The following is an 18,513-nucleotide window of genomic DNA, read 5'->3' as shown; positions in this document are numbered from 1 at the left end:
GGGACTGGTCATGCCCGTTATCCTGACTGTTATTCCAATAGTGACCGGGGACGCACCTTTCTTTGTCGTTGCAGGTTGTTTTTTACTGGCCGGATGTATTCCTTTCATCATGCAGCTTTCGACTATCTTGCGATTGTGTTTAATCATCGCCGTCATTAGCTCGGGGATGATCTATGACGACCCCCATCGCTGGCCAGATGGCTTGTTACTGATGCTCGGCTTGCCTCTGATTCTGTACTTCATCTTGCGAGGCTCTCTCCGGTTGCTGCAGAAGCTCGGCGCTGCAATCCGTCTCTTGTGAGCGATCGTGTGGCCATCAGCCAGCCCTATCGCTTCGACGTCGAACTGATCAGCGAGCGCGCCGATCTCGACCTGGCCAGCCTGCTGCACCAGCGCGCGTTCCTCGCCTTCAGCCCCAACGGTGACGGCATCCACGGCATCGTTCACCGCGCCGAACAGGGCGAGTCCGGCAAGCGCATGACCCGCTATCGCCTGGCCATCGTGCCGCAGCTCGCCTACCTCACGCACCGCACCAACCAGCGCATCTTCCAAAACCTCACCGTGCCGCAGATCGTCGCCCAGGTGCTGGAAGAACACGGCATCGTCCAGGGCGGCTACCAATTCCAGCTCGGCCCCACCGTCTACCCCGAACGCATCTACTGCGTGCAGTACGACGAGACGGATCTGCACTTCGTCCAGCGCCTGTGCGAAGAGGAAGGTATCCACTACCACTTCCAGCACAGCGAAAGCGGCCATGTGCTGATCTTCGGCGACGACCAGACCGCCTTCGCCAAGCTCGGTCGGCCCACGCCCTACATCCAAGACAGTGGCATGACCGCCGACGACCCGGTGATCAAAAAACTGGCCCTGCGCCTGGAAACCCGCACACGCACCACCACCCGCCGCGACTACGACTTCGAACAACCGCGCCTGCTGCTCGAAGCCGCCTACCAGGGCGAACAGGCCGCTGCAAACGACAGCCTGCCAGCCCTGGAAGACTACGACTACCCAGGCCGCTACACCGACCGCACCCGCGGCAAGCACCTGGCCAAACGCGCCCTGGAACGCCACCGCAGTGACTACCAGCAACTCGAAGGCAAAAGCGATGAGCCGCGCCTGGTCAGCGGCCATTTGCTGGAAATCTCCGAACACCCGCAAAGCGAGTGGAACGACCTCTGGCTGCTCAGCGAAGTGCTGCACGAAGGCAAACAGCCGCAGGTGCTGGAAGAGTCCATCACCAGCGATTCAATCCTGGGCAAGGCCCTGAACACACTGCTGCACAACGTGACGGGCAAAGCGCAGCCCACGGCAAACGATGGCGATGACTTTCGCCAGGGCTACCGCAACCGCTTCACCGCCACCCCCTGGAACGTGCCCTACCGCCCAGCGCTAAAGCACCCCAAACCCAAGGTACTGGGCAGCCAGACCGCCGTGGTCACCGGCCCGGCTGGCGAGGAAATCCACTGCGACGAATATGGCCGGGTGAAGGTGCAATTCTTCTGGGATCGCGAAGGCCAAGCCGACGACAAAACAAGCTGCTGGCTACGTGTGAGTTCAAGCTGGGCCGGTGACCGCTACGGCGCCATCACCATCCCGCGCATCGGCATGGAAGTGCTGGTCACCTTCCTCGAAGGCGACCCCGACCAACCGCTGGTCACCGGCTGCCTCTACCACGCCGAACACGTCGTGCCCTACGACCTACCGGCGAACAAGACAAGAAGCGTGTTCAAAACCCTCAGCAGCCCCGGCGGTGGGGGCTACAACGAACTGCGCATCGAAGACCGCAAGGGCGCCGAACAAATCTACCTGCACGCCCAGCGCGACTGGGACGAGAACATCGAACACGACCAGAAGATCCGCGTCGGCCATGAACGCCACGACACCGTGGAGAAGAACAGCTACACCGAACTGCTGGCCGAAGAACACCTCACCGTCACCGCCGAGCGCAAGGTCGAAGTCAAACCGCAGGACCACCTGACGGTGGGCACCGACCAACACATCAAACTGGGCACCGCACAACTGACCAAGGCCGGCCGCGAGATCCACCTCAAGGCCGGACAAAAAATGGTCATCGAAGCCGGCGTCGAACTGACCATCAAAGCCGGCGGCAGCTTCATCAAACTCGACCCCGGCGGCATCACCATCAGCGGCCCGCTGGCCAGGCTCAACGCCGGCGGCTCACCGGGCAAAGGCTCGGGCATCAAGATCAAACCACCCGTGCTGCCGGGCGCCGCCGATAGTGACAAGGCGGGGAGTTTGTTGGAGCAGGCCATCAGCAACTGCGTGGACAAGCCGCAGAAGGCGGTCTGTGAAGAGTGTTTGCTCCGAGCACAAAGCAAAGTCCAAGCGCTAGTCGCACGTTAAGAGGCCCGGAAACACCATGAACACCATGACTCATGCTTGGTTAACCCATCTTGGCGAGCAGGCAGAACACGCGCGTTTGCAGCATCTTGATCTTCTGGTCGATGCCAGCAATCTGGACTATCCGTTGCTTACGCACCTCGATGAATCAGATCAGCGCCCAGATGTCGCCAAGTTGCTTGACGGTACGCCGGAGGAAGCTATTGCAGCCAAGGGGCCTCTGCTGATTCGCGTGAGCCTCGAGCAACCTGAACATCAGGCTTGGTTAGACGGATTGCTCGCCAGCAAGAATGCCCATCAGCATCTTCTGGCGTTGCTCAGCCCTTGGCCGTTCACGCAACTGGCCAGTCATTTGAGGCATTGCACCCAGGCCGAGTGGAACGACGGAAGGGGCAGCGGTCTGCTGCGTTTTTATGACCCGCGTATGCTGGTGCCCACTAGCGAAGCCCTAGATCCACATCAGATATGGTTCCATGCCCCGATCATCGCCTGGCACTGGCGGGATCGTGATCGGCAGCCACGTAGTTTGCCTGGCAACCTTATGCGTCCAGCGGAGTTACCTTCACCGCTACCGGTCTTGCAACTGACGCGAGCACAGATGGCCAGCCTGCTGGCCTGGAGCGCTGCCGAGGACTATCGGCGCAGTTGGGGTGTGCAGCCTCAGGACTATGGTATGGCCCAGCAAGAACCCTTGATGCGCCACCTGATGCACGGGCAATTGGCAGCTAACCGCGAGGGGCTATATGACCTCAATCAGCGTGACACTTTCATCCGTGCCTGGTTGGCCAAGAATTCTCCTGTTGCGCCGCCTGAAGAGACTGCTGAGGTGTGGGCATGACTCCCAGGGCCTTGGCCTCTCTTCTGGTGGTCCTATCGCTGAGTGGCTGTTTGGCCAAGGAGTCTGAGATGCTCGGGGCTCCTGTGGAGGGCTATAACCATACATCCGCGGCCATCAACCGTTTCACTGTCAACGGCGCTGGAGGCCCTAACCTAGGCCCTTATGGTGGCGGGGGCGGGCAGGTTTGTTGTGGCTCTGTGCCGCGCCATTGGCGACCAGGGCTTAGAGCCATTGTAGAGTGGGAGAAAGATCCTGACCCAAGGGCTTATGTGAATTGGCCGCCATTGGGTACCGATGCTTACAGAGAGGCATATAAGAAACACGCAGCTAATTACACCCGCCACCGTGTAGTGGTGGAGATACCTCAGTACGACCGTCCAGGCCCTCTCAAAGTGCATTTTCTTCCATGCGATCAAGTCAGAGTTACAGCGGCTGGCGTACTCCCTAGCCACCCTGACTATCCATACAACTTTCCCCGCAAGATGGAGGATACGGAATGTCCCACTCCTTGAGCCTTTGGTTAGCTCGCAATCTGATAGGCCGATACCCATTCGCGGGTTTATCACTGGTGCTATTACTGGTCAGCGGTTGCATGGCCAAGGAATCCGAGATGCTTGGTGCCCCTGTGGAGGGCTATAACCATACGTCCGCTGCCATCAACCGTTTCACTGTCAACGGCGCTGGAGGTCCGAATATTGGCCCATATCAGGGCGGTGGAAAGCAAGTTTGCTGTGGAGTGCTTCCTCGACATTGGCGACCAGGGCTTAGAGCCATTGTAGAGTGGGAGAAAGATCCTAATCCTCGGGGATACGGTAGTTGGCCGGAACGACCATATTCGGATGCTTGGAACAAACGTATGGACGAACACCGCAGTCACTACACCCGCCACCGTGTAGTGGTGGAGATACCTCAATACCAAGAAGCCGGAACCTTGAAAGTGCACTTTTTGCCCTGCGATCAGGTGAGAGTTTCGGCGGACAATATTTTTTATGGGGTTTCCGGCTACCCCTATAACTTTCCCCGCAAGATGGAGGATATGGAATGTCCCAAACCTTGAACCCGCCACCTGCCAGTGTGCTGATTGCACGTCCTTTCGAACGTACGGGTTTGCCAATCGATTCATCAGAGGTCGCTAGAAATATCCGTAGCCAGAATCGTGATGAGAAGAAGGCCTGGGGTAAAACAGTTGACGCTGCAGCTAAGCAAGGGGACGAAGCCCCCGAACCTTGCTGCAAGACGCTGCATATTAGCCTTTGCTTCGATGGCACCAATAATCACGAGCCTTCGGACTCCATTGCCGACCCGATATGCACGAGTAATGTGGCGCGCTTATTTCACGCTAGCTTAGGTCAGGTGCCAGAGGCGATGGCGCAAGGTTTTTTTGCCTACTACAGCCCCGGCGTGGGCACTGTTTTCGAGGAAATCAAAGAGTATCTGCCTAGCCAGACTGGCCTGATCGGGGCGAGTGGTGGTGAAGACCGAATCAATTGGGGGCTTACGCGCTTAATCGCGGCGCTCAAGGAAACCCTCAAGGAGGCAGGGCAGGAGCCGCTTTCGATTGCACAGACCCAAGCCTTGGTCGAGGCCATGGCCACCAACTGGACTGCTTCCGTATTGAGCGGAGGCATATTGGAAAATGGGGCCCGCAAGCGCAAGGCAGCGATGCAACCCTATGAGGATGAGCTGGCCAGTTTGCTGGAGCAGCGGAGAAACAGTGGTGAAAAACCGGAAATCCTCGCCTTGCGCCTCTATGTCTACGGCTTTTCCCGTGGGGCAGCCCAGGCCCGCGCTTTCGCTAACTGGTTGATGGAGCTGACGCGTCGGCAAAACGGCGAGGCCAGCGAATACCGCTTCGCCGGGCTACCCATTTCCATCGAGTTCATCGGCCTGTTCGATACCGTGGCCGCCGTGGGGCTGGCTGACAGCGCGCCTTTCGCCGCCGGTCATATGGACTGGGCCAGTGGCACCATGCGTTTGCCGGACGAAAGCCAGGTGCAAGCCTGCATGCCAACTGGGCTGCCTGAAGATTGCCTCTTCCTCAAACGCTGCGTGCATCTGGTTTCCGCTCATGAGCAACGTGCCAGCTTCCCGCTGGACTCCATTCGCCGCCGAGAGAAAACAGCCGACGGGGCGCGTGATGACTCACGCCCTTCCACCTATCGCAAGGACACCTGGGAATACGTCTATCCGGGTATGCACTCCGATGTGGGGGGCGGTTATCCGCCTGGCGATCAGGGCAAGGCCCGTGGTGGACAAGGAGAACTGCTGTCGCAGATACCTCTGCACCATATGTATCGTTCAGCCTTTGCTGCAGGTGCGCCTTTACAGGTTCCTGAAGCCGTTGCAGAGGGCCTCGAACAATGGCGAAAAATGGATCCTGAGACATTCGGAGAGTTTGCTGTAGGCGATACACTCACAACCCGCTTCAACTCCTGGCAGAAACAGGCCAAGGCCGGATCACTTGAGAATGTGATCAAGCGAGAACAAGCCCTGATCACGGCCTGGCGTATCGACCGCTATGCCGGTGGTATCGACAAGCAGGGCTTTTACAGCCATGTGAAGGGTCAGGACATGACCGAGGAGCAGCAGGACGCTCTGAAACGGCTGCATGCCCAGAAGCTGGCGGAAAATTCCGCAGCGGCTCAAGGCAAGGAACCGCCGGTACTCAGTGCGAAAGAGCAGCAGCAGCGCGAGGCCGATCTCGAGTTGGTTGGGGGCTCCGAGGCTTATGCGCGCATCAATACCAACAAGGCATTCGAGCCAGCGTTGGATGACCGACAACTACGCCGTGCCGCCGCCGAGTTCAAGCGCGATTACGAGCGTAATTGGGGAGTTCTTGAGGATACCTTCGAATGGGGTGGAATACTTAATCTATTACTTGGCGGCACTGTCTATCTGATTAACGAAGAAGACGAAGCCCAGGAGTATGCCGAGCTTTACCAGAATGGAACGCAGCGCCATGGCCAGTTATTCGCCGGGACGGGCGTCATCGCGAGTGGGCAACAGGATCTGATCGCGCTTTTCGATGATCACGTACACGATTCTCGGGCCTGGTTCACCAACTCTTCCGGTCTTGGCGAGCGCGAGCCTTTCACCGATTATTTCCGTTACCGCCTAGTACATTTCGACAATGAATCGAACAAGAGCCTGTCGGTACTGGCCAATGCGGGCCGCGTCGTTGGCGTGGGTATCGCCTTGGCCAGTATCGGGCTCTCAATCAAGAAGCATAATCCACGCTACTTGCTCGGTCTTTTCTTGCCCTCGTTGGCGACGCCTGTACTGACGGGCAGGCCGGGACTACCGGCTTTCCCGGAAATCAGCGCATTCGATCCTTTGACCGGTATCGCATTGCCGATGATGGAGGGTATGGAAGCCGTACGAGCCTTTACTCAAAAACCTGGTGACGTGGTGGCCATGCTCAATGCCATGCCGTTGCCCGTACCGCTTACCGAGCAAACTGCTACTACACCCGAGCTGCAAGCAGTCTTCAAAGCCGCTGAAACGGCGAAGGCTATCAAGGCGGCCAATGACTCTGGTGATATGAGCGGTCTACTGGGGCAAGCGATGGACATGATGGGCGAGAGCGATCCCAAGCCAGGGCTGCAATCTCCCGGTTGGCTGGATCAGGCCAAAGGCATGGCCAAGGATCTCACTGGCTAGGAGTAAGGGGTAGCAGCGCATTTCTGCGCTGCTACCCCTTCCGGTTTACGGCTCTACCGCCTCCAGCGCACTCTTCAGCGCCCCCGCCTCCTTGAACACCTTCTGCTCCACCAACTTCCCATCTTCCAACTGCAGCCACAGCACCTCACCTTCGCCTGCCTGATAACGCGGGGCGATGCGGGCGTCGTGGTCGAGGAGGATGCGGTAGTTGTAGTCGCGCATCTTCGGCAGGGCGAAGAGGGTGGCGATGACGCTGGGCATGCGGCTGATGTCGGCGAGGAACACCGCCTGGCGCTCGTCCAGGTAGCCCTTGGGTTTGCCTTCCAGGGCGGCGTTGACCAGCTTGGCGCCGTCCATGTCGCGGGCGACCAGCAGGATCTGGGTTTTGTCGCTCAGGGTGTAGGGGGCGTCGAACTGATCCAGCAGCGTCCAGGGTGCCAGGCGGTCGCCGGGCTCCAGGGCCAGTGCAGCGGTGGACAGCAGGCACAGCAACATCAAGAAAACAGCTTTCATGCTGGAACTCCTAGGCTTTGTACGAAGAGTGTCTGCACTCGGTGATGCTTCGTTAAAAACGGGCTGGAACGCCAGCCCGGTCGAATGCTCATTTACAGCTCGTAAACTCGAATGCGAGCCCAGTCCGTTCCTCACCTGTTTTTGCGGGGCCGCCATCGGTATCGCCTGACCTTCGCTCGACGACTTTTCGTTCAGAGCCGCGCAGGGAATTTCTGGGGTTAAAGGTCTTCGTCGGTTACCAGGCGCACTTCGCTGGCATCCAGGGCGTAGGCGGCGTCGGCCAGGTCATTGCTGATCTTTTCCACCTTGAGTGTGCCGCTGACCCAGATGGGCGCGTAGATATCGTCGAGCACGATGCCCTTGGGGTAGCGCACCAGTACCAGTTGGTTGGGCGGTGGTGGCGGTACGTGAATGCAGGCGCCGGGGTAGGGCACGAGGAAGAATAGGGTGCTGTGGCCTTTGGCGTCGTTCTCCAGCGGCACCGGGTAGCCCCCCAGGCGTATGACTTTGCCATCGAGCGCTGCGACGGTTTTGGCTGAGTACATTACGGCGGGTAGGTCTTTGTCTTGCTGACGCAGGCCGCCCTTGTTGTAGAAGGTGCTGTCGCCCTCGGGGCTGTCGTGGCTGATCTCGGGCATGTCCTCAAGGGCCTTGCGGTCGTCAGGGGGCATGAGGTCGAGCCAGTCGGTTTCCGGCAGTTCGGCGTGGGCTAGGCCGCAGAGCAGCAGCAGGGCGAGCAGCAGGTGGCGCATGGTGTGGGGGATCTCGTGGCGGCAGTGAGCGAGAGCCGAGGTGTCGACGCCTCGCAGGAGGGCGTTCAGCCCTTTTTGATCGCGCCATAGATTACCAGCAGAACGATAGCGCCGATTACTGCGCCGATAAAACCGGCAGTTTGCCCGGCCTGGTAGATGCCCAGTGCTTGGCCGCCGTAAGTGGCAGCGATGGAACCACCGATGCCGAGCAGGATGGTCATGATCCAGCCCATGCTGTCATCGCCTGGCTTGAGCATGCGTGCGAGCAGTCCGACGATCAGACCGATGAAAAGGGTGCCGATGATGCTCATGAGGTTTGTCTCCGCAGGTGGCGGCCGCGTGTGCGGCCTGTGCTGCATCGGACAGGCCATTGGCCTCAAGGGTTCGCGCTATCTGGCGCGGCCACGCCATGGCGACGATAGATCAGGGCAATTTCGCCGTCTTCGCGCATCTGTTCAAGTTCGCTCGCCAGGCGGTTGTAGAGCGCCTGGCGACCGCTGCGATAGCGTTTGAGCGAGGCGCCGAAGTGGTTGCCGAGCACTTGCCTGTGGACATAGTGGGCATAGCTGAAGTCGTGAAATGCCAGTGTGCTGAATTGCGTTTCCATTGGTTGCTGGTCGAGTACGGCAATGGCGTCGAGGCGTCCGGCGCGGAACATCGCGGCCAATTGTGCGTCATCGCTGGCATAGACGCGGTTCAGCTTGCGGTCACTGTCGAAGGGCTCGAAATAGGCTGTGCCGCGTTTGACGCCGACGGCCAAGCGGTACAAATCTCCGTACTGGTCGAGGTCGGCTTCGTGGCCAGGGTGTACGACGAAGCGGATATCCAGTGCCTGATTGCCGATGCTGGGAAAAAAGTGCACGTAGGTCTGGCGCTCCTCGGTCATGAGCACTCGGGGTACCAGATCGATACGGCCTGAGCGCAAGTCGTCGAGGCTGCGCAGGAAGGGCGCCTCGCGCCATTGCAGGGCAATGCCGAGGCGTTGTGCGGCGGTTTCCAGTACGACGACCAAGGGGCCGCCAGGCGCGCCATCGACGCGATACATCTCTGGCGGGCGTTCGCGAAAATCCACCCTGAGGGTTTCCTGCGCGAGCGCAGGCCAAGTCAGGGTGAGCAGGAGGAGGCAGAAAAGACGTTTCATCGGTCGGGCTCTTGGATACTGGCCGTCATCCAAGAGCTTAGCTGAGCGCTGTGGTTCAGCGCTTGCCGATCAATGCTTCTACTTCGCCAATGCGTGCTTTCAACGTGGCGAGGTCGGCGCAGCGCAGGGTGGCGTGACCGACTTTGCGCCCTGCCTTGAAGGCTTTGCCATAGTGGTGCAGATGGCAGTCGGCAATGGCGATCACTTTATCCACAGGCGGTACTTCACCGATGAAGTTGAGCATGGCGCTCTCGCCGACTTTGGCCGTCGAGCCCAGCGGCAGGCCGGCCACGGCGCGCAGGTGGTTTTCGAACTGGCTGCACTCGGCGCCTTCGATGGTCCAGTGCCCGGAGTTGTGCACGCGCGGGGCGATCTCGTTGGCTTTGAGGCCGCCGTCCACTTCGAAGAATTCGAAGGCCAGTACGCCGACGTAGTCGAGCTTGTCCAGCACGCGGCCAACGTAGTCTTCGGCCAGCGCCTGCAGCGGGTGCCTGGTGCTGGCAATGGACAGGGCGAGAATGCCGCTGTCGTGGGTGTTGTGCACCAGGGGGTAGAAGCGGGTTTCGCCATCACGGGCGCGCACGGCGACCAGCGAAACCTCGCCGGTGAAGGGCACGAAACCTTCGAGAATGCATGGCACGCTGCCCAGCTCGGCGAAGGCGCCGGTGACGTCTTGCGGCTTGCGCAGGACTTTCTGGCCCTTGCCGTCGTAACCCAGGGTGCGGGTTTTCATCACGGCCGGCAGGCCGATGCTGGTCACTGCGGCGTCGAGGTCGGCCTGCGACTGGATGTCGGCGAACTCGGGGGTAGGAATGCCCAGCTCGCGGAACATGGACTTCTCGAACCAGCGGTCGCGGGCAATGCGCAGGGCGTCTGCGCTCGGGTAGACCGGCACGAACTGCGAGAGAAAAGCGACGGTTTCGGCCGGCACGCTCTCGAATTCGAAGGTGACCAGGTCGACCTCATCGGCCAGTTGGCGCAGGTGTTCCTGATCGCCATAGTCTGCGCGGATATGCTCGCCGAGTGCCTGGGCGCAGGCGTCCGGCGCCGGGTCGAGGAAGGCGAACTGCATGCCCAGCGGAGTACCCGCCAGGGCCATCATGCGACCCAACTGGCCGCCACCGATCACACCGATTTTCATAACAAAGCCCCTTTTTCAGCAGGTGGCGAGACCAAGCCGTTGAACGCTGCCCTCAGCGCGGGAAGCGGAGTTTACGCCGGTAAATGAGCATTCCGAGCAGCGCACAGCGCGCTAATGCGCCGTGTCGTAGCTGCTGATGGAATGGGCTTCAGGCCTCGCGTGGGTCCGGGTTGTTCAGCACCGTCTCGGTCTGCTCCTCGCGGAACTGTTTGAGTGCGGTATGGAACTGCGGGTGCTGGTGGCCGAGGATGCTGGCTGCCAGCAGCGCCGCGTTGATCGCACCAGCTTTGCCAATGGCCAGCGTGGCGACCGGCACACCGGCCGGCATTTGCACGATCGACAGTAGCGAGTCGACGCCCGAGAGCATCGACGATTGCACCGGCACACCGAGCACCGGCAGGTGCGTTTTGGCTGCGCACATGCCCGGCAGGTGGGCGGCGCCACCGGCACCGGCGATGATCACCTGAATGCCACGGGCTTCAGCCTCTTCGGCGTACTGGAACAAGAGATCCGGGGTGCGGTGGGCGGAAACCACCTTGACCTCGTGGGGAATGCCCAGCTTGTCCAGCATCTCGGCGGTGTGGCTAAGGGTGGACCAATCGGACTTGGAGCCCATGATCACGCCAACCAGTGCGCTCATCGTCGTGCCTCTCATCTCGGGCGCCTCACGGCGCATCAAAAGTGTGCCCCGCAGGGCGCGTCAAAAACCAACAAGCCACGCGGGCAGGCCAGCGTGGCTTGTGAATGTTCGGTTGGCCGGGCGCTACCGGCCGAAGGCCGCGCAGTATAGCGCAAAGCCACGGCCGACGGGCACTACGCTTGACCGTTTGTCATGGCGGCGGTAGCTGGCGAGAAAACTGCCGCAAACCTTGCTCTGGGGCAATGCCGCAGTCGCTCAGGCGCGCACACTGAGCGAACACTCGCATGGAAGAGGCACCGCATATGAACCAGACCATGAAAGCCGCAGTCGTTCACGCCTTCGGCGCGCCGTTGCGTTTAGAGGAGGTGAAGATCCCGCTGCCAGGCCCTGGCCAGATTTTGGTGAAAATCGAGGCCTCGGGCGTCTGCCACACCGATCTGCATGCTGCTGAGGGCGATTGGCCGGTGAAACCGAGCTTGCCGTTCATCCCTGGTCACGAGGGCGTCGGCTATGTGGCGGCAGTTGGCAGCGGCGTGACCCGTGTGAAGGAAGGCGATCGTGTCGGCGTGCCTTGGCTGTACAGCGCCTGCGGCTGTTGCGAACACTGCCTGACTGGCTGGGAAACCCTCTGCGAAAGCCAGCAGAACACCGGTTATTCGATCAACGGCGGTTACGCCGAATACGTGCTGGCTGATCCGAATTACGTCGGTATACTGCCGAAATCCGTCGATTTTCTGGAAATCGCCCCGATCCTTTGTGCAGGCGTGACAGTGTACAAGGGCCTAAAGGAAACCCAGGCGCGCCCCGGTCAGTGGGTGGCGATCTCCGGTATCGGCGGTCTCGGTCACGTGGCTGTGCAGTACGCCCGCGCCATGGGCCTGCACGTGATCGCGGTGGATGTCGACGACGCCAAGCTGGAGCTGGCGCGCAAACTGGGCGCCAGCCTGACCATCAACGCGCGCAAGGAAAACCCGGCCGAGGTGGTGCAGCGCGATATCGGAGGTGCTCACGGCGTGCTGGTCACGGCTGTGTCCAACATCGCTTTCGGTCAGGCCATTGGCATGGCGCGCCGACGCGGCACGGTGGCGCTGGTCGGTTTGCCGCCAGGTGACTTCCCCACGCCGATCTTCGATGTGGTGCTCAAGGCTATCCACATCACCGGCTCCATCGTCGGCACCCGCGCCGATCTGCAGGAGGCGCTAGACTTCGCGGGCGAGGGCCTGGTCAAGGCCACGGTACGCAGCGACAGCCTGGACAACATCAATGGCATCTTCGAGCAGATGCGCGCGGGGCAGATCGAGGGGCGGGTGGTGCTGAAGTTCTGAGGTGTAAGTCGCCATTTTCTTACAGATCGGACGCGTACGGGCGCACAGAACACCGCCAGGCGGCTGGCTATACTGTGCGCCCTCGACCCGTACATGGACGTGCCTAATGAAACACCACCTTACGCTCTTCGCCCTCTCCTTACTCTCGCTTCAAGTGTCGGCGCTTGAGTTGGCCAAGCATCCCCAGGTATTCGATGCAGGTCAGGGCGTGAGCCTGGCGCTGGCGCCTTCGGCTGATGGCAAGCAGGCGCTGGTGCAGGTGCGTGGCATCAACCATCCGCTCGACGAAGTGGTATTTCTCACCGATGTACAGGAACTGGGTAACGAACAGCGTGACTATGGCATTCGCCTCGATGGCCGCGATTACAACCTAATCAACAAGCGTCGTGCCTGGCGCGGTGAGAGCTACCAGCTCAATCTGCCCAATACTCAGGGTTTCGAACTCAGCTACGACGAAGACACGAGCAAAGCGCTCAAGCCCGCCGAGCTGCTCGCGCTGTATGAAAAGCAAGAGAAGGAGGGCGTGCAGGCCCGTCTCGCGGCCTTTGATCGAAAAAAGCGCGTGGCGGACTACAGCGGTCGCTTGCAGGAAATAGATAGCGAGGCCAGCAAAGCCTGCGGTACTCCGCTGGCGACTCAGGTTGAGTGGAGTGCTATCACTGACGAACAATTGATCGGCCTCAGCGTGCCGAGCTTCTGCGGCGAGGTGGTCAATCAGATGGCCTATCTGTGCGGCAATGACGACCGCTACAAGGCCGAAGCCAAGACCATCAAGGGCGTCGACTGCCGCTTCGGCGAGGGGCTGAAACTGAACGAAAAAGATGGCCGCCTGCTGTTCACCACGCACCCGGATGAAGCCAACCAGGGCGACTTCATCAACGCCATTCTGCGTAACCGCTGAGCGCATCGGGCGGGGTTCGACCCGCCAATAGCGGCATATTTCTTGCGTTTTCTTGGCCGTCTACACCCACGGAACGCATCATGCCGTACACCTCGTTGACCACCCTGCATGTGGTTTCCCTGATTCTGCAACGCTTCGCCGACCAGCCCGAGCTGCGCGCGAAAATGCTGGCCGGGAGCGGGATTGGTGCGGCTGATCTGGACAATGCCGACGCACGCATTACGCGGGTGCAAGAGTTACAGGTGTGCGCTAACGCCTTGGCCCTGCGCGCTGATTTAGGGCTGGAGCTGGGGGGCCGTCTGCATGTTTCCTCTTATGGGCTGCTCGGTTACGCCGCACTGTCGGCTGCCACCCTGGGTGATGCCTGGCGCCTGCTATTGCAGTATCCGGCGCTGCTCGGTACCTATTTCCGCCTCGATCTGCAGGTGGATGGTGAGCTGGCTTGGATTAGCGCCAGTGGTTACCGCGATAGCGCTGCGTTGGAAGTATTCAACGTGGAGATGTGCCTGGCTTCGTTGAAATTGATCGGTGACGAACTGCTGCGCCAGTCGATGCCGCTGGAGGGCGCTGAGTTCACCCACGCCCAGCCGCACTACGTGCAGCGCTATGCACAGAGCTTTCCCTGCCCTCTGCGTTTTACGGCGCAACGCAACGCCTTTGCCTTTCCCGCCGCGTTGCTGGAGCGCCGTCTACCGCTGGCCGACAGCGTTACCCATGGCGATATGGTGGAGCGTTGCCGCCGCTTGAACGCCGAGTTCAGCAGTCGCCAGGCCTGGCTGGGGCGGGTGCGCCAGTTGCTTGCCGCGCAGATGGCCGAGCCACCGGGGCTGGAGAACCTGGCGCAACAGATGCACTGCTCGCCGCGTACCTTGCGCCGTCACTTGCAGGAATTGGGCACCAGCTATCAGGGGCTGCTCGATGAATTGCGTTTCGAGCGTGCCAAAGCGCTGCTTAGCGAGGAGCTGTGGCCGGTGCATCGCATCGCCGAGGTGCTGGGGTTCAGTGAAACGGCCAGCTTCCGCCATGCCTTCCAACGCTGGAGCGGCGTGCCGCCGAGTCGTTTTCGCGCCTGAGACGAGCGATGGCATTCGCGGCTAAAGCGCAATGCCGCCCAGCCGCTTCTACATGAGCCGCAGTTCACACTCCCCGTGGGAGCGGCTTTAGCCGCGATAAAGGCTCGCCGCTGAAGCGGCTCCTACAGGTTGGGCTTATTCCTCTGCCTGTACGTGGCGGTACATATGCAGCGTGTCGAGCGGATTTATCCGGGCTACGGACTAACACTGTGGGAGCGGCTTTAGCCGCGATAAAAGCTCGCCGCTGAAGCGGCTCCTACAGGTTGGGCTCAGTCCTCTGCTTGTACGTTGCGGTACATCTGCAAGCGCGCGGCTTCGTGCAGGCCACGGCCCAGGGGCAGCAGGCGTTTGAATTCCTCCGGGTGCTGTTCGGCGACGTTGTCGCGCGGTGTCGGCGAGTGCAGGTCGTGCAGGGTCGGCGAGCTGCCGTCGTGTTGCATCTGCACGAGAAAATCCTGGGTCACCGCGCCGATCACCGGGAAGCTGCCTTCCTGCAGTACCAGCGGCACCACGCGTTCGCCTTCCGGCGCTGGCAGTTGCAGGTCGCGACCCAGGCCGCCGTTGGCGAAGGGCACGCCCACCAGCCCGGCCACGGTTGGCAGCAGGTCGGCCAGGCCCACGGCTTCATCGAACTCGCGCGGCGCCAGCCACTTTGGCGCGTGGATCAGCAGCGGCACGTTGTTGCTCTCCAGTCCCAGTTGCTCGAAGGCCGGGGCCATGTGCGGGATCTGGCTGATGCGGGTGTTGTGGTCGCCGAAGAAGACGAAAATGGTGTCGTCGTAGAAGCCCTGCTCCTTGGCCAGTTCCATCAGGCGACCGATGTTGTAGTCCAGCAAGCGCACGGCGTTGTACTGCTCGACGCTGCGCGAGCCAGCCTGCTGCACCTGTTCCAGCGGCAGGTCGAGCGCCTCGAAGTCGTCATTGTCCTTGGGGATGGTGAAGGGGCGGTGGTTGCCGGAGGTTTGCAGATAGGCGAAGAAGGGTTTGTCCTTGGGCAGGGCGCCAAGGATGCGCGTGCCTTCCTTGAAGAAATCCAGGTCGGAGATGCCCCACACGTCCACCTGCGGCGACTGCCAGTGGCGCTCTTCATAGAGCTGTACGCCGTCGATGCTCTGGCGGATCAGTGCATTGATATTGGCCCAGCCGGCGTTGCCGCCGATCATGTAGAACTTCTCATAGCCGTCGAGCGCGTTGATCAGTGTGCGCTGGCGGGCAATCATCGGATTGCGTGTCGCCGTCTCCTGGCGCGATACGTCAGGGATGCCGGTGATGCTCGCCCACACGGTCTTGGCGGTGCCGGTCACCGGCACGTAGAAGTGGCGGAAGAACCAGCTTTCCTTGGCCAGGCGGTCGAGGTTTGGTGTCGGGTTCAGCGGGTTGCCATAGGCGCCCACGGCGCTGGTGCCGAGGGATTCGAGCATGACGAAGACCACATTCGGCTGGCGCTCGGCCTGGATGCGATGAGGTTGCAGCGGCTGCTGGCGGAAGAAGTTCAGGCCCTGCGCATCGCGCTCGCTCACGCCCAGGTAATCGGCCACCACCTCGTAGTGCTCACGCGTGGCGGCCTCGTCGAAGGCGGCGGGTTCGAGCTTGAGGGTGTCGAAGAGAAACAGCGCCGGGTTGATCCCGAGCGCGCCGATCTGACTGTTGCCGCTGTAGAAGGCATCGCTCCAGCGCAGTGGCACCGGGTTCTCCAGATTCAGCGCGCTGGCGCGGCCGAGCAGGCCGAAGAACACCAGCACGCTCACCACCGCTGCACCGCCGAGTGCTGGCAACACGCCAACCTTGTCGCTGGCAGGGCGATCCAGCGTGGCGCGCTCCAGGCGCAGCAGTGCCCATGTCCACAGCGCTACGCCCGCCAGCCAGGCCAGGGTTATCCACAGCACCGGGTAGGTCTGCCAGAGCATACCGGCGGAAATCTGCGCATCACCGGCAAAGCGCAGTACCGTGGCGTTGAGGCGCACGCCCAGGTAGGCGTAGTGGCCGAAGTCGATGATGTACAGCAGACCCAACGCTGCCACAGCCAATACCAGATAGCCGCGCAGCAGCCAGCGTGTGGCGCGAAAACGCGCCAGGCGCAGTTTGGGCAGGGCCAGCAGGATGCCCGCCGGTAACATCAGCAGCAGGGCCAGGCGCAGGTCGAAGCGCAGGCCGATGCCGAGGGTGTTCAGCACGTCCGCCTCGCTGATGCTGTCGACGGCGGAGAAGCCCAGCAGAAACACCCCGCGCAAGGCGGCGAAGAGCGCGAACAGCAGCGCCGTCAGGCCTGCCAGGTAATGCAGGCGGCGCGATTTCAACCAGCTCATGCGAGGTTCCTTGTCGGACGGTTCAGCAACCAGCGCAGCGCTGCGATCAGCAGGGCGCCGAGGCTATAGAGGGCCAGGTAGGGGTCGATCAGGTAATCCCAGTAGTTTTCCGAGGCGCCCAGGCGCAGGGCGAAGGCCAGGGTCGCCAGTACCAGCGCCAGGGCGCCGAGCCAACTGCGCTGGATGATCAGCACCGCGCACAGCAGGCCCAGCACCAGCAGCATCGGGCGTGGCTCGAAACCGAGCTGGTAAGGGTCGGCATAGCTCATGCCCAGCGCCGCCGGGTAGAGCAGCACGGCCAGGCCGGCGAACAGCGCCAGGCTGGCCAGACGATCACGGCTGCCGACCGGCGGCAGGCCGAAGCGGCTCAGGGTTGCCCAGCCGAGTAGCACCAGGCTGGCTATCGACAGATCGCCGATGTAGGTGCGCAACTGCAGCGCCAGGCTGATGCCCTGCATCGGCACCAGGCTGAGCAATAGGCAGGTGAACAGCTTGACCGCCTGCAGCGGGCGGCTGCGGCCAAGCGGGCTCAGTACCAGGAAGGCGAGCAGGGTGAAGGCCAGGTGTGGCAGCCAGAAGTCAGTCATGCGGGCGGCGCTCCGACAGCCAGGCCTCGTTGAAGGCCAGGTGCTTGATGAACATGTCGTTCCACGAATAGACGAGGTGGTAGGTGCCCTCACGGTCGCGGGTGAAGTAGGGGTACTCGTAGTCGAAGGTGCAGCCTTCGGCGCTGCACATGCGCGCGGTCACGCGGTCGAGGAACTGCGCTTGTTGCTCGGGCTTGCCGCCGCTGGCGCGGTACTTCTCGCTGACCACAGTGGGGAAATCCTGCTGGGCGATCGGCTCGCCCCAGGGGTTGGGGCTTTCGTCGAGCTCGCCCAGGCTGCGCCAGTTGCTCAGGTTGGCGTCGGTGGCGTAGAGGGTCAGGCGAAAGCGCCCGTCTTCCAGGTCGTTCATCGCCACCAGCAGGCTGCCGTCGGGGCGACCGACTGCTGCTAGGGACGAGTTGGGGTTGCTCGGCTCGACCGGCTGCGGGCGACTCCAGCTACGCCCTGCGTCCTCGCTGTAACTGGCCAGCACGCGGTGATGTTCCTCACCGGCATAGCGCAGCAGGGCCACGGCGCGGCGCTCGTCCAGTGGTACTACGGTGGGTTGCAAGGAGTAGCGGCCCTTGCCGATGCGGTATTTGCCCAGCACTTCGCCGTTCGCGCTCAGGTGCAGGTACTCGGGAAACTTGCCGAGGAACTCGTGGTACACCGGCAGGCCGATGCTGCCGTCGGCGTGGAACACGGGGGCGGCACGCACCAGAGTGCTGATGTTGAGAAAGGGGCTGGTGACCAGTTGCCGAGGTGCCGACCAGGTTGCGCCGAGGTCGTCGGAGACCATGGCGTTGATCGCGCTGCCGGCCCAGCCGCCGAGCGATACCGAGACGTAGAACAGCCACAGGCGGTTGTCCGGTGCCAGGCTGATCACCGGGTTGCCCAGTTTGCGGATGTGCTTGCCGACCGCGCGCTGTGTTGACTCGCGGCTGGCCAGTACGCGTTCGGCGCTCCACTGGCCACTGGCGGCATCGAAGCGCGCGGCGCGGATCTGCACGTCGGCGGCGCCTTCGCGTGTGCCGGCGAACCAGGCGGCCATCAGGTCACCACCAGGCAGGCCGGTGATGGAGGCTGAGTGGACGAAGTCATCTAAGTCAGAGGAGGCGAAGTGCGCCGTCATCTCGGCTGTTGCGCTGGCTGCGGGTGGTGCTGCCGGGCTGGCGAAGGGGGGCAGTGGGTGTGAGGTTTGGCCGAGCCAGGCCCAGGCGAAAACACCGGCGGTGCCCAGCAATAGGGCGCAGGTCTTGAGGATCGAAGTCATGA

General features: G+C 61.6%; 18 protein-coding genes. 9 read left to right on the top strand and 9 right to left on the bottom strand.

Annotated features, from left to right (window positions below; translation table 11 throughout):
• Positions 1 to 10: 10 nt before the first annotated feature.
• The 6 genes from AERO9A_RS09040 to AERO9A_RS09015 all read left to right on the top strand — a co-directional run bounded on the left by AERO9A_RS09040 (position 11) and on the right by AERO9A_RS09015 (position 6,859).
• On the top strand, positions 11 to 301 hold the full coding sequence (locus tag AERO9A_RS09040; RefSeq protein ID WP_159971566.1) for a hypothetical protein: 291 nt from the start codon (positions 11 to 13) through the stop codon (positions 299 to 301).
• The gene (tssI, locus tag AERO9A_RS09035; RefSeq protein ID WP_372239647.1) at positions 298 to 2,364 is read left to right on the top strand and encodes a type VI secretion system tip protein TssI/VgrG; all 2,067 of its coding nucleotides are present in this window, start codon (positions 298 to 300) and stop codon (positions 2,362 to 2,364) included. The genes AERO9A_RS09040 and tssI overlap by 4 nt, the downstream gene beginning before the upstream one ends.
• Before the next feature lie 16 nt (positions 2,365 to 2,380).
• The gene (locus AERO9A_RS09030) at positions 2,381 to 3,199 is read left to right on the top strand and encodes a DUF4123 domain-containing protein (protein WP_159971565.1); all 819 of its coding nucleotides are present in this window, start codon (positions 2,381 to 2,383) and stop codon (positions 3,197 to 3,199) included.
• Entirely contained in the window at positions 3,196 to 3,711 is a 516-nt protein-coding gene (locus tag AERO9A_RS09025) for a DUF3304 domain-containing protein (RefSeq protein WP_159971564.1), read from the top strand. Before AERO9A_RS09030 ends, AERO9A_RS09025 begins: the two co-directional genes overlap by 4 nt.
• Positions 3,712 to 3,791: 80 nt before the next feature.
• Positions 3,792 to 4,256 (top strand): DUF3304 domain-containing protein, encoded by a 465-nt coding sequence (locus tag AERO9A_RS09020; protein ID WP_256665884.1) that lies wholly within the window; start codon positions 3,792 to 3,794, stop codon positions 4,254 to 4,256.
• Complete coding sequence (locus AERO9A_RS09015) at positions 4,241 to 6,859, top strand: DUF2235 domain-containing protein (RefSeq protein WP_159971562.1); 2,619 nt, start codon at positions 4,241 to 4,243, stop codon at positions 6,857 to 6,859. Before AERO9A_RS09020 ends, AERO9A_RS09015 begins: the two co-directional genes overlap by 16 nt.
• Before the next feature lie 45 nt (positions 6,860 to 6,904).
• On the opposite strand, the gene AERO9A_RS09010 is transcribed toward AERO9A_RS09015, so the two are convergent.
• The 6 genes from AERO9A_RS09010 to purE all read right to left on the bottom strand — a co-directional run bounded on the left by AERO9A_RS09010 (position 6,905) and on the right by purE (position 11,046).
• On the bottom strand, positions 6,905 to 7,372 hold the full coding sequence (locus tag AERO9A_RS09010; RefSeq protein ID WP_159971561.1) for an FAD/FMN-containing dehydrogenase: 468 nt from the start codon (positions 7,370 to 7,372) through the stop codon (positions 6,905 to 6,907).
• Positions 7,373 to 7,590: 218 nt separating this feature from the next.
• Positions 7,591 to 8,124 (bottom strand): DUF3299 domain-containing protein, encoded by a 534-nt coding sequence (locus AERO9A_RS09005; protein WP_159971560.1) that lies wholly within the window; start codon positions 8,122 to 8,124, stop codon positions 7,591 to 7,593.
• A 65-nt stretch (positions 8,125 to 8,189) separates the two neighbouring features.
• Positions 8,190 to 8,435, bottom strand: coding sequence for a GlsB/YeaQ/YmgE family stress response membrane protein (locus AERO9A_RS09000; protein WP_159971559.1), 246 nt, complete (start codon positions 8,433 to 8,435; stop codon positions 8,190 to 8,192).
• 65 nt (positions 8,436 to 8,500) lie between these two features.
• Positions 8,501 to 9,265 (bottom strand): ABC transporter substrate-binding protein, encoded by a 765-nt coding sequence (locus AERO9A_RS08995; RefSeq protein WP_159971558.1) that lies wholly within the window; start codon positions 9,263 to 9,265, stop codon positions 8,501 to 8,503.
• 55 nt (positions 9,266 to 9,320) lie between these two features.
• Positions 9,321 to 10,406: a 5-(carboxyamino)imidazole ribonucleotide synthase gene (locus tag AERO9A_RS08990; protein WP_159971557.1), complete on the bottom strand. Its 1,086-nt coding sequence runs from the start codon at positions 10,404 to 10,406 to the stop codon at positions 9,321 to 9,323.
• Positions 10,407 to 10,554: 148 nt separating this feature from the next.
• Positions 10,555 to 11,046 (bottom strand): 5-(carboxyamino)imidazole ribonucleotide mutase, encoded by a 492-nt coding sequence (purE, locus tag AERO9A_RS08985; RefSeq protein ID WP_159971556.1) that lies wholly within the window; start codon positions 11,044 to 11,046, stop codon positions 10,555 to 10,557.
• Positions 11,047 to 11,348: 302 nt separating this feature from the next.
• On the opposite strand from purE, the gene adhP reads away from it, so the two are divergent.
• From adhP to AERO9A_RS08970, 3 genes are all read left to right on the top strand, one after another.
• Positions 11,349 to 12,371, top strand: coding sequence for an alcohol dehydrogenase AdhP (adhP, locus tag AERO9A_RS08980; protein ID WP_159971555.1), 1,023 nt, complete (start codon positions 11,349 to 11,351; stop codon positions 12,369 to 12,371).
• Positions 12,372 to 12,477: 106 nt separating this feature from the next.
• A complete protein-coding gene (locus AERO9A_RS08975; RefSeq protein WP_159971554.1) occupies positions 12,478 to 13,272 on the top strand; it encodes a hypothetical protein in 795 nt (264 codons plus the stop codon).
• Between the two features lie 80 nt (positions 13,273 to 13,352).
• Positions 13,353 to 14,345 (top strand): AraC family transcriptional regulator, encoded by a 993-nt coding sequence (locus AERO9A_RS08970; RefSeq protein WP_159971553.1) that lies wholly within the window; start codon positions 13,353 to 13,355, stop codon positions 14,343 to 14,345.
• A gap of 269 nt (positions 14,346 to 14,614) precedes the next feature.
• On the opposite strand, the gene AERO9A_RS08965 is transcribed toward AERO9A_RS08970, so the two are convergent.
• Genes AERO9A_RS08965 through AERO9A_RS08955 form a run of 3 tightly spaced genes read right to left on the bottom strand, consistent with a single transcriptional unit; the run spans position 14,615 to position 18,511 of the window.
• A complete protein-coding gene (locus AERO9A_RS08965; protein WP_159971552.1) occupies positions 14,615 to 16,651 on the bottom strand; it encodes an LTA synthase family protein in 2,037 nt (678 codons plus the stop codon).
• Positions 16,648 to 17,238 carry a hypothetical protein gene (locus AERO9A_RS08960; RefSeq protein ID WP_159971551.1) on the bottom strand — a complete coding sequence of 197 codons (591 nt, stop codon included), beginning with the start codon at positions 17,236 to 17,238 and terminating at the stop codon, positions 16,648 to 16,650. Before AERO9A_RS08960 ends, AERO9A_RS08965 begins: the two co-directional genes overlap by 4 nt.
• The gene (locus AERO9A_RS08955; RefSeq protein WP_159971550.1) at positions 17,231 to 18,511 is read right to left on the bottom strand and encodes an exo-alpha-sialidase; all 1,281 of its coding nucleotides are present in this window, start codon (positions 18,509 to 18,511) and stop codon (positions 17,231 to 17,233) included. Before AERO9A_RS08955 ends, AERO9A_RS08960 begins: the two co-directional genes overlap by 8 nt.
• Between the last annotated feature and the right edge of the window lie 2 nt (positions 18,512 to 18,513).

It is taken from the genome of Pseudomonas sp. 8Z (assembly GCF_902506535.1).
In the GTDB taxonomy this organism is placed as follows: Bacteria; Pseudomonadota; Gammaproteobacteria; order Pseudomonadales; family Pseudomonadaceae; genus Aquipseudomonas.
The sequence above is the reverse complement of the archived record's forward strand: the minus strand, read 5'-3'. Positions and strand labels throughout refer to the sequence as shown.

Excerpts from the sequence above, each read along its gene's own strand:
- AERO9A_RS09015 (WP_159971562.1), top strand. The coding sequence starts at position 4,241 with ATGTCCCAAACCTTGAACCCGCCACCTGCCAGTGTGCTGATTGCACGT.
- AERO9A_RS08965 (WP_159971552.1), bottom strand. The coding sequence starts at position 16,651 with ATGAGCTGGTTGAAATCGCGCCGCCTGCATTACCTGGCAGGCCTGACG.
- AERO9A_RS08970 (WP_159971553.1), top strand. The coding sequence starts at position 13,353 with ATGCCGTACACCTCGTTGACCACCCTGCATGTGGTTTCCCTGATTCTG.
- AERO9A_RS09020 (WP_256665884.1), top strand. The coding sequence starts at position 3,792 with ATGGCCAAGGAATCCGAGATGCTTGGTGCCCCTGTGGAGGGCTATAAC.
- AERO9A_RS09040 (WP_159971566.1), top strand. The coding sequence starts at position 11 with ATGCCCGTTATCCTGACTGTTATTCCAATAGTGACCGGGGACGCACCT.
- AERO9A_RS08975 (WP_159971554.1), top strand. The coding sequence starts at position 12,478 with ATGAAACACCACCTTACGCTCTTCGCCCTCTCCTTACTCTCGCTTCAA.
- AERO9A_RS08960 (WP_159971551.1), bottom strand. The coding sequence starts at position 17,238 with ATGACTGACTTCTGGCTGCCACACCTGGCCTTCACCCTGCTCGCCTTC.
- AERO9A_RS09000 (WP_159971559.1), bottom strand. The coding sequence starts at position 8,435 with ATGAGCATCATCGGCACCCTTTTCATCGGTCTGATCGTCGGACTGCTC.
- AERO9A_RS09030 (WP_159971565.1), top strand. The coding sequence starts at position 2,381 with ATGAACACCATGACTCATGCTTGGTTAACCCATCTTGGCGAGCAGGCA.
- AERO9A_RS09025 (WP_159971564.1), top strand. The coding sequence starts at position 3,196 with ATGACTCCCAGGGCCTTGGCCTCTCTTCTGGTGGTCCTATCGCTGAGT.
- AERO9A_RS08955 (WP_159971550.1), bottom strand. The coding sequence starts at position 18,511 with ATGACTTCGATCCTCAAGACCTGCGCCCTATTGCTGGGCACCGCCGGT.
- adhP (WP_159971555.1), top strand. The coding sequence starts at position 11,349 with ATGAACCAGACCATGAAAGCCGCAGTCGTTCACGCCTTCGGCGCGCCG.
- AERO9A_RS09005 (WP_159971560.1), bottom strand. The coding sequence starts at position 8,124 with ATGCGCCACCTGCTGCTCGCCCTGCTGCTGCTCTGCGGCCTAGCCCAC.
- AERO9A_RS08995 (WP_159971558.1), bottom strand. The coding sequence starts at position 9,265 with ATGAAACGTCTTTTCTGCCTCCTCCTGCTCACCCTGACTTGGCCTGCG.
- AERO9A_RS08990 (WP_159971557.1), bottom strand. The coding sequence starts at position 10,406 with ATGAAAATCGGTGTGATCGGTGGCGGCCAGTTGGGTCGCATGATGGCC.
- AERO9A_RS09010 (WP_159971561.1), bottom strand. The coding sequence starts at position 7,372 with ATGAAAGCTGTTTTCTTGATGTTGCTGTGCCTGCTGTCCACCGCTGCA.
- purE (WP_159971556.1), bottom strand. The coding sequence starts at position 11,046 with ATGAGCGCACTGGTTGGCGTGATCATGGGCTCCAAGTCCGATTGGTCC.